Genomic DNA, 8,980 nt, shown 5'->3' on the forward strand with positions numbered 1-8,980 from the left:
GCCGTACGCACCCTGCTGCCGGCGGCCCTGGTGGCGCTGTCCCGCGAGCACCCCGCGCTCGACCTCACCGTCACCGAACTCGACCCGGTCGCCGTGCCGGCCGCGCTGCGCGAGCGGCGGTTGGACGTGGCGCTGACGCACGACTACGACATCGTGCCGGCCGAGCCGGACCCGGCGCTGGACTCGACGCCGCTGCTGCGCGAGACGGTCTTCCTCGCCGTGCCGGCCGCCGGCGACCCGGCCGACCAGCAGGACCAACGCGCCGACCCGGTCGCCGACGCCCGGGACGCGGACTGGATCGTCGGCACCCCCGGCACCCTGTGCCACTCGGTGGCCGTGCACGCCTGCCAGGCGGCCGGCTACCAGCCCGTCGTACGACACCAGGCCGACGACTTCACCGCCCTGCTCGCCCTGGTCGCCGCCGGTCAGGGCGTCGGCCTGGTACCGCAGTTGGCGCTCAGCCCTCCGCTGCCGCCGGTCACGCTGCTGCCGCTGGCACTGCGGCGGCGCACCAGCGTCGCCTACCGCCGGGGAGCGGCCGACCATCCGGCGGTGGCCGCCTGCATCGCCGCCCTCCGGGCCGCCGCCGGCACCTTCACCACCGACCAGCCCGCCGCCCCCGACTTCGGCGGATAGGCCGGCGCCGTCAGCGCACGCCGAACAGGATCGGAGAACCAGCACCTCGGCCCGGCGCGCGGTGGCCCGGGCGAGGCCGAATTGATCCCGGCCGGCGACCGGCGCGGCTAATCCGGCGTCCACCATGGACGTTGGTGGGACCGGCTACCGTCGTGGTCATGGCTGCCTCGACCCCGCTCGCCTCCGGCCGGGACGCCGACGTGTACGCCCTCGACGCCGACCGGGTGCTCCGCCGCTACCGGGACGGCGCCGACGTCACGGTCGAGGCCCGGTTCATGAACCACCTGCACGCGGCCGGCTTTCCGGTGCCGAGGGTGCACCACGCCGACGGCGCTGAGCTGATCCTGCGCCGGGTGCCCGGCCCGACCCTGCTCCAGGCGCTGGCCGACGCGACCATCGAGGTCGGGCCGGCCGCCGGGATCCTCGCCGACCTGCACCGCCGGCTGCACGGGCTGGCGCCGCTGCCCGGCGCGGGCACCGGCGAGCGGATCCTGCACCTGGACGTGCACCCGGACAATGTCATCCTCGACCCGAGCGGTCCGGTGCTCATCGACTGGCGCAACGTCCGGCACGGCCCACCGGGCCTGGACGTCGCGATGACCGCGCTGATCCTCGCCCAGGTCGCCGTGGACCCGGCCCAGCCGGTGGCCGCCGCGGCACATGACCTGATGCGCGACTACCTGCACGCGATCCGCGGCCACGCCGAGCCGCTGGTCGACGACGCGGTGGCGATCCGCCGCGCCACCCCCACCCTGACCCCCACCGAACGCGCCCAACTCGCCTCCGCCGCAGCCCTCCTCCTCCTCACCACCGCCACCCACCACTAGCCCCCAATCTCGCCGATCATGCAGTTTCGGTCGCCGGATTGCGCGTTCTCACCCTCTTTGTCGCGACGAAAAGTGCAAGATCGGCGCGGGTCTGGTCCGCGTGGGGGGTAGAGGTAGGGTCCGGGGCACCACCTTGCGAGCGGGAGATGAGATGCCCTCCGACCACGTCGACGTGCTCATCGTGGGGGCCGGGCTGTCCGGCATCGGGGCCGCCTGCCACCTACGGCGCAGCTGCCCCGACAAGACGTACGCGGTGCTGGAGGCACGCGAAGCCGTCGGCGGCACCTGGGACCTGTTCCGCTATCCCGGCATCCGCTCCGACTCCGACATGTTCACCCTCGGCTACGCCTTCCAGCCGTGGACCGAGCCGAAGGCGATCGCCGACGGCGCGACCATCCGTGACTACCTCCGCCGCACTGCCGACCAGCACGACGTCACCCGGCACATCCGCTTCCGGCACCGCGTCGTCCGGGCCGAGTGGGACGGCCGGCAGGCCCGCTGGACGGTGCACGCCCGCCGCGACGACACCGCCGAGACGGTGGCGCTCACCTGCACCTTCCTCTTCGCCTGCACCGGCTACTACCGCTACGAGGCCGGCCACACCCCGCACTTCACCGGGCAGGAACGGTTCGCCGGGCGGATCGTGCACCCGCAGCACTGGCCGGCCGACCTCGACCACACCGGCCAGCGGGTGGTGGTGATCGGCAGCGGCGCCACCGCGGTGACCCTGGTCCCGGCGCTGGCCGAGCGGGCCGCCCAGGTGACCATGCTGCAACGCTCACCCACATACGTGCTGGCGCTGCCGGCGCGCGACGGGCTCGCCGACGCGCTGCGACGCCGGCTGCCGCCGCGCCTGGCGTACTCGGCCGTGCGGTGGAAGAACGTGCTGCTCGCCACCGCCAACTACCAGCTCAGCCGGCGCGCCCCCGGACTGGTGAAGAAGCTGCTGCGCCGGGCCGCCGCCCGGCGGCTACCGGCCGGCTTCGACGTCGACCGCCACTTCGCCCCCCGCTACGACCCGTGGGACCAGCGGCTGTGCATCGTCCCCGACGGGGACCTGTTCACCGCCCTGGCCGACGGGCGCGCCGACGTGGTCACCGACACCGTCGACACCTTCACCGAGCGCGGCATCCGGCTCGCCTCCGGTGCGGAACTGCCGGCCGACGTCATCGTCACCGCAACCGGCCTCGACCTGCTCGCCCTCGGCGGGATGACGCTGCGGGTGGACGGCGCGGAAGTCGACCTGCCGCAGACCGTCGCGTACAAGGGAATGATGCTCTCCGGCGTGCCGAACTTCGCCCTGACCCTCGGCTACACCAACGCCTCCTGGACGCTCAAGGCCGACCTCGTCGCCGGGTACGTGTGCCGGCTGCTGCGCCACCTGGACCACACCGGGACGCAGGTCGTCACGCCGCTCGCCCCGCCCGACGGCCCGCGCGCCCCGCTGATCGACCTCAACTCCGGGTACGTGCGGCGCGGCGTCGGGCAGCTGCCCCGGCAGGGGCACCGGGCGCCCTGGCGGCTGCACCAGAACTACGCCCGCGACCTGCTGCTCATGCGGTATGGGCGGCTCACCGACCCCGGCGTCCGGTTCACCCGGGCGGACTCGGCCCGAAGGAGTTCCGTCGATGCGTAGGTTCGACTTCACCGGCGGCACGGCCGTGGTCACCGGCGCCGCCGGCGGCATCGGTGCCGCCCTGGCCGACGCTCTGGCCCGCCGGGGCAGCGCGCTGATCCTGCTCGACCGGGACGCCGAACGGCTCGACGCGGTGGCCGGCGAGATCCGGGCCACCGGGCGGCCGGTGGAAACGTACGTGGTCGACCTGGCCGACGCGGCCGCCACCGCAGCCGTCGCCGAACGGATCCGGGACCGGCATCCCCGGATCCGGCTGCTGGTCAACAACGCCGGGGTGGCGCTCGGCGGCCGGTTCGACGAGGTGACCCTCGACGAGTTCAGCTGGGTCATCGACGTCAACTTCCGGGCCGTGGTGCAGCTGACCCACACGCTGCTGCCGGCGCTCAAGGCCGAGCCCGGCGCGCACCTGGTCACCATCTCCAGTCTGTTCGGCCTGATCGCCCCGCCGGGCCAGGCCGCCTACTCGGCCAGCAAGTTCGCCGTCCGTGGCTTCACCGAGGCGCTGCGGCACGAGCTCGTCGCCGACGGCATCGGCGTCACCTGCGTACACCCCGGCGGCATCCGCACCCGCATCGCCCGCGACGCCCGGCTCGGCAGCGGCGTCGACCGCGCGGAGTTCGAGGCCGGCCGCCAGCGGTTCGAGCGGCTACTCAGCATCGCACCGGCCACCGCCGCCGAGGTCATCCTGCGCGGCGTCACCCGCCGCCGTGGTCGGGTCCTGGTCGGCCGGTCGGTGACCGCGTCGACCGAGGTACGAGTCAGGTGACGCAGGTCGGTCAGCGAGCCGGTCTCGACGATCTTTCCCTGTCGGACGATCGAGATCTGGTCGGCGAGGACCTCGACCTGGGCGAGGATGTGGCTGGACAGCAGCACGGTACGGCCGGCGTCCTTCGCCTCGCGGATGCACTCCTGGAACACCGCCTCCATGAGCGGATCCAGGCCGGCGGTGGGCTCGTCGAGGAGAAGGAGTTCGACGTCGCTGGCCAGCGCCGCGATCAGGGCCACCTTCTGCCGGTTGCCCTTGGAGTAGGTGCGGCCCTTCTTGCTCGGATCGAGGTCGAAGCGCTGGCACAGCTCGTCGCGGCGAACCGGGTCGGTGCCGCCGCGCAGCCGGGCGAACAGGTCGATCGCCTCGCCGCCGGTGAGATTGGGCCACAGCTCCACATCACCGGGGACGTACGCGAGCCGGCGGTGCAGGCGCACGGCGTCCGCCCACGGGTCGCCGCCAAGCAGCCGGGCCTGGCCGGCATCCGCGCGGAGCAGCCCGAGCAGGATCCGGATGGTGGTGGACTTGCCGGCGCCGTTGGGGCCGAGGAAGCCGTGCACGGTGCCGGTGGCGACCCGCAGGTCCAGCCCGTCCAGCGCCCGCACCCGACCGAAAGACTTGTCGATGTGTTGGATGTCGATGGCAGCGGTCATCGTCGTAGACCTCGTTCGAGGAGGGCCCAGGAGCAGCCTGGGGCCAGGTGTGGTCGATCGCGGAGGATCTAGGAAGGTGGTGGGGCCACGCCGGGACGTGGTGGCTAGCGTGCAGCGTCGTCTGCGTCGTCGGCCTGCGGCGGATCCGGCACGTACATCAGGTACTCGTCGAGCATCGACCGGTCGACGAGCAGCCCCTGCGTGAACAGTTCCAGCGCGGGCAGCGCGAGTTCCTCGATGTACCGGCGGAACAGGGCGGGGAAGTCCTCGGGTTCGGCGTCAGCACCGTGCAGGGTGAACCAGAGCAACATGCTGCCGGTCGCCTGATACGCCAGGTACCGCGTCCGGGCGGCCCGGTCCCGGCTGGGCCGGACCACCCCGGCCGCCTCGCCCGCCGACAGGTACGCCTCAGCATCGGCGATCATGTGATCGACCAGCCTGAGCGCCAGGTCGCCACCGGCCTGCATGCTGCGCAGCAGGTACTGCACCATCGGCGCGAACTGCTCGACCTCGGCCATCTGCGCCAACAGCATCGCCCCGGTGCCGTCGGTCAACGCCTTCGCCTTCTCCTCGCGCATCACCGCGAGGACATGCTCGTCGCAGGCGCGACGCAGCCCGGCCTTGGAACCGAAGTGGTGGATGAGCAGGCCGGCGGTCACCCCGGCGTCAGCTGCGATGGCGCGTAGGCCGACCCGGAAGCCGTCACGGCCGAATCGGGCGATGGCGGCGTCACGGATGCGACTCGCGGTGGCGAACTCGCCACCTCGATCATCGAATGCCACGTCCCCCGACGCCACGAATCCAGATTAAACACTTGTTCAATCGATCCGCAATGCCCGGCCGCCCCCAGCCTTCGGGGTACGCAACTGGCACTGCTTCCGATGGTCGACCGGGTCACTGGCGGTAGCGGTAGCCCATGCCGGGCTCGGTGATCAGGTGCCGCGGACGGGCCGGGTCATCCTCGAGCTTGCGGCGAAGTTGGGCCATGTACTGGCGTAGGTAGCCGGTCTCGTTCTGGTACTCCGGTCCCCACACGTCGTGCAGGAGTTGGCGTTGGGTGATCAGTTTGCCGGGGTGGCGCAACAGTTTCTCCAGGACGCCCCACTGGGTGGGAGTGAGCCGGACGTCAGCGCCGTCATCGCGGGTCACGACCCGGTCGGCGAGGTTGACCGTGTGCCGCCCCACCCGCACGAGGGGGCTCGCCGGGCCGTCGGTGGTGTCGGCGGCGGTGTGGAGGCGGCGGGTGACGGCGCGGATGCGGGCGAGCAGTTCGTCGACGCCGAAGGGTTTGGTGACGTAGTCGTCGGCGCCGGCGTCGAGGGCGGTCACCTTGTCGTTGCTGCCGGCGCGGCCGGACAGCACGATGATGGGGACGCTGGTCCAGCCGCGGAGTCCTCGGATGACGTCGACGCCATCGAGGTCGGGCAGTCCGAGGTCGAGCACGACGAGGTCGGGTGGGTGGCTGGCGGCGGCCTTGAGTGCGGCGGTGCCGGTGGCGGCGACGGCGACGTCGTAGCCGCGGGCGCGCAGGTTGATGCGCAGGGCCCGCAGAATCTGGGGTTCGTCGTCGACGACGAGGATCCGATTCATTCCCGCGTGCCCTCTCTGGAATCGGCGGGTGTGGCAGCGGGCAGCCGCAGCACCATGGTGAGACCACCACCTGGGGTGGTCTCCGGTGTGATGCTGCCGCCCATGGCTTCAGCGAGGCCCCGGGACAGAGCGAGGCCGAGGCCGACGCCGGTGGTGTTGTCGCGGTCGCCGAGGCGCTGGAACGGTAGGAAGACGTGTTCCCACTGGTCCTCGGGAATGCCGGGGCCGGTGTCGATGACGCGGAGTTCGACCCGATCGGAGTGGGCGCTGGCGGTGATGGTGGGTGGCTGTCCGGGTGGGCTGTGGCGCAGGGCGTTGGCGACGAGGTTGACCAGGACCCGTTCGAGCAGGCCGGGGTCGGCGGTGGTGGCGGGCAGGTCGGCGGGGATGTCGGTGCGTACGTCGGCGGCGGTGGGGCCGAGTTCGTCCAGGGCCCGGGGTACGGCGTCCTCCAGGCCGATGGCGATGGGGTGGACGCCGAGGGCTCCGGCCTGTAGGCGGCTCATGTCGAGGAGATTGGCGACGAGCCGGTCGAGCCGGTCGAGGGACTCGTCGGCGGTGGCGAGCAGTTCGGCCTGGTCGTCGGGATCGAAGTGGACGTCGTGGCTGCGCAGGCTGGACACGGCTGCTTTCGCCGAGGCGAGGGGGGTACGCAGGTCGTGGCTGACCGCGGCGAGCAGCGCGGTGCGCATCCGGTCTGCCTCCGCCAGGGGCCGGGCGGCAGCGGCCTGCTCAGCGAGACGTTCCTGACGCAGCGCGACGGCCGCCTGGGCGGCGAACGCCTCGACGACGCGCCGGTCGGCGGCCTCCAATCGGCGGCCGCAGAGCACGACGGTGAGCCGGTCGTCGACCGTCACGGCGGTTTCGCCCGCGCCGGGGCTGGTCGCAGGCGCCTCGCCGACGCTCGCGACCACCCGCCAGGCACCCTCCTCGCGCGCCCGGTCGGGGCGGCCCTCGGTGGCATCCACCGACTCGAGAACGCTGACCGCGCGCAGCGCGAACGTCTCCCGCAGTCGGTCGAGCAGGGCGGTCAAGGGACGCTGCCCGCGCAGGACGCTACCGGCAACGGTGGCGAGAGTTTGCGCGTCGGCGGACGCGCGGGCGGCCTCCCGGGTGCGGCGGGCGGCGACGTCGACGACCCCGCTGACCGCGACGGCAACGCCGACGAAGATGCCGAGGGCGAGCAGATTATCCGGCTTGGCGATGGTCAACGTGAAGAAGGGCGGGGTGAAGAACCAGTTCAGCAGGAGGGAGCCACCGAGCGCGGCGAGCAGCGCCGGCCAGAGGCCGCCGACGAGCGCGACGCCGACAACGGCGGCGAGGAAGATCAGGATGTCGTTGGTGAGGGTGAGGTCGGGCAGCGCCGTGAGCAGCGCGGTCAGCACCGGCATACCGAGGACGGCGAGCACGAAGCCGAGCAGTCGGCGACGCCGGGACAACGCCGCCGGCACCCCGCCCGTCCGTCGACCGCGTCCGGCCTCGGGATGGGTGACCAGGTGCACGTCGATCGGCCCGGACAGCGCCGTGGTGGTCACCCCGACACCCCGGGCGAACAGTTGCGCGAATCGGCCCCGGCGGCTGGCCCCCAGGACGAGTTGGGTGGCGTTCACGCCGCGGGCGAAGTCGAGCAGCGCGGCCGGGATGTCCGTGCCGAGGACCTGGTGGTAGGTGCCGCCGAGGCTCTCGACCAGCACCCGCTGCCGGGCGAGCTGCGCCGGGTCGGCGCCGGCCAGGCCGTCGCTGCGGGCGACGTGCACCGCGAGCAGGTCGGCGCCCTTGCTGCGGGCGGCGACGCGGGCCGCGCGCCGGATCAGCGTCTCCCCCTCCGGGCCGCCGGTGAGCGCGACGACGACCCGTTCCCGGGCCTCCCAGGTGGCCGAGATGCCCTGCTGGTGGCGGTACGCGTCGAGCTGCTCGTCGACCTTGTCGGCGAGCCAGAGCAGCGCCAACTCGCGTAGCGCGGTGAGGTTGCCGACCCGGAAGTAGTTCCCCAACGCCGCGTCGATCTTGTCGGGGCGGTAGATGTTGCCGTGCGCCATCCGCCGACGCAGCGCCTGCGGCGTCATGTCGACCAACTCGACCTGCTCGGCCACGCGCACGATCTGATCGGGAACGGTCTCCCGCTGGGTGGTGCCGGTGATCTGGGCGACGACGTCGTTGAGCGACTCCAGATGCTGGATGTTGACCGTGGACAGCACGGAGATCCCGGCGTCGAGCAATTCCTGGATGTCCTGCCAGCGCTTGGAGTTGCCAGAGCCGGGCACGTTGGTGTGGGCCAGCTCGTCGACCACGGCGACCTCGGGACGGCGGGCCAGCACCGCGTCGAGGTCCATCTCCGTGAACGTGGTGCCCCGGTAGGTCACCGGCCTGCGCGGCACGATCTCCAGGTCGCCGATCATGGCGGCGGTGTGCGGCCGGCCGTGCGTCTCGACCAGGCCGATCACCACGTCGGTGCCACGTTCGGCGCGCCGCTGGGCCTCCTCGAGCATCGCGTAGGTCTTGCCGACGCCGGGGGCGGCACCGAGGTAGATGCGTAGTTCCCCTCGTGGCACAGCAGACCTCCTCTGCGAAGCGTGATCGGTGGCGGGGTGACCGGCGCCGGGCTGGGACGGGCTGAGTCGTCCCAGCCCAGCCCTATCGTGTCAGCGTGCCGGGAACGTGTGGTCGAGGGCGAGGTTGAGTTCCAGCACGTTCACCCCGGGGCTGCCCATGAATCCGAGCGACCGGCCGGCGGTGTGCGCCTCGACGAGTCGCCGGATCGCCGCCCGGTCCGCGCCGCGCTCCCGCGCCACCCGCTCGACCTGGAGATCGGCGTACGCCGGGGAGATGTGCGGGTCGAGGCCGCTGGCGCTGGCGGTGACCGCGTCCGCAG

General features: G+C 72.6%; 7 protein-coding genes and 2 pseudogenes. 4 read left to right on the plus strand and 5 right to left on the minus strand.

Going from position 1 to position 8,980, the window contains the following annotated elements:
- The 4 genes from AB0M52_RS25495 to AB0M52_RS25510 form a co-directional block, all read left to right on the plus strand.
- The coding region (locus tag AB0M52_RS25495; protein WP_363958460.1) for a LysR substrate-binding domain-containing protein at positions 1-636 on the plus strand (636 nt) is incomplete at its 5' end.
- A gap of 158 nt (positions 637-794) precedes the next feature.
- Complete coding sequence (locus AB0M52_RS25500; RefSeq protein WP_363958463.1) at positions 795-1,463, plus strand: phosphotransferase; 669 nt, start codon at positions 795-797, stop codon at positions 1,461-1,463.
- 151 nt (positions 1,464-1,614) lie between these two features.
- The gene (locus tag AB0M52_RS25505) at positions 1,615-3,099 is read left to right on the plus strand and encodes an NAD(P)/FAD-dependent oxidoreductase (protein ID WP_363958466.1); all 1,485 of its coding nucleotides are present in this window, start codon (positions 1,615-1,617) and stop codon (positions 3,097-3,099) included.
- A complete protein-coding gene (locus tag AB0M52_RS25510) occupies positions 3,092-3,865 on the plus strand; it encodes an SDR family oxidoreductase (protein ID WP_363958469.1) in 774 nt (257 codons plus the stop codon). The genes AB0M52_RS25505 and AB0M52_RS25510 overlap by 8 nt, the downstream gene beginning before the upstream one ends.
- Here the strand turns inward: AB0M52_RS25510 and AB0M52_RS25515 are convergent.
- The 5 genes and pseudogenes from AB0M52_RS25515 to AB0M52_RS25535 form a co-directional block, all read right to left on the minus strand.
- A pseudogene (locus tag AB0M52_RS25515) lies at positions 3,835-4,518 on the minus strand (ABC transporter ATP-binding protein); the annotation flags it as partial. The gene AB0M52_RS25510 and the pseudogene AB0M52_RS25515 sit on opposite strands and share 31 nt — an antisense overlap.
- 248 nt (positions 4,519-4,766) lie before the next feature.
- Positions 4,767-5,315: pseudogene (locus AB0M52_RS25520) on the minus strand (TetR family transcriptional regulator); the annotation flags it as partial.
- A 97-nt stretch (positions 5,316-5,412) separates the two neighbouring features.
- Positions 5,413-6,108 carry a response regulator gene (locus tag AB0M52_RS25525; protein WP_363958472.1) on the minus strand — a complete coding sequence of 232 codons (696 nt, stop codon included), beginning with the start codon at positions 6,106-6,108 and terminating at the stop codon, positions 5,413-5,415.
- Positions 6,105-8,660 (minus strand): DUF4118 domain-containing protein, encoded by a 2,556-nt coding sequence (locus AB0M52_RS25530; protein WP_363958475.1) that lies wholly within the window; start codon positions 8,658-8,660, stop codon positions 6,105-6,107. Before AB0M52_RS25530 ends, AB0M52_RS25525 begins: the two co-directional genes overlap by 4 nt.
- Before the next feature lie 90 nt (positions 8,661-8,750).
- Positions 8,751-8,980 (minus strand): potassium-transporting ATPase subunit C (locus AB0M52_RS25535; RefSeq protein ID WP_363958478.1); only part of this gene is annotated, 230 nt, incomplete at its 5' end.

Source organism: Micromonospora sp. NPDC051296 (genome assembly GCF_040682255.1).
Classification (GTDB): domain Bacteria; phylum Actinomycetota; class Actinomycetes; order Mycobacteriales; family Micromonosporaceae; genus Micromonospora; species Micromonospora craterilacus.

Bases quoted from the DNA above. Each gene is read 5' to 3' on its own strand.
- AB0M52_RS25500 (WP_363958463.1), top strand. From the start codon at position 795: ATGGCTGCCTCGACCCCGCTCGCCTCCGGCCGGGACGCCGACGTGTAC.
- AB0M52_RS25505 (WP_363958466.1), top strand. From the start codon at position 1,615: ATGCCCTCCGACCACGTCGACGTGCTCATCGTGGGGGCCGGGCTGTCC.
- AB0M52_RS25510 (WP_363958469.1), top strand. From the start codon at position 3,092: ATGCGTAGGTTCGACTTCACCGGCGGCACGGCCGTGGTCACCGGCGCC.
- AB0M52_RS25525 (WP_363958472.1), bottom strand. From the start codon at position 6,108: ATGAATCGGATCCTCGTCGTCGACGACGAACCCCAGATTCTGCGGGCC.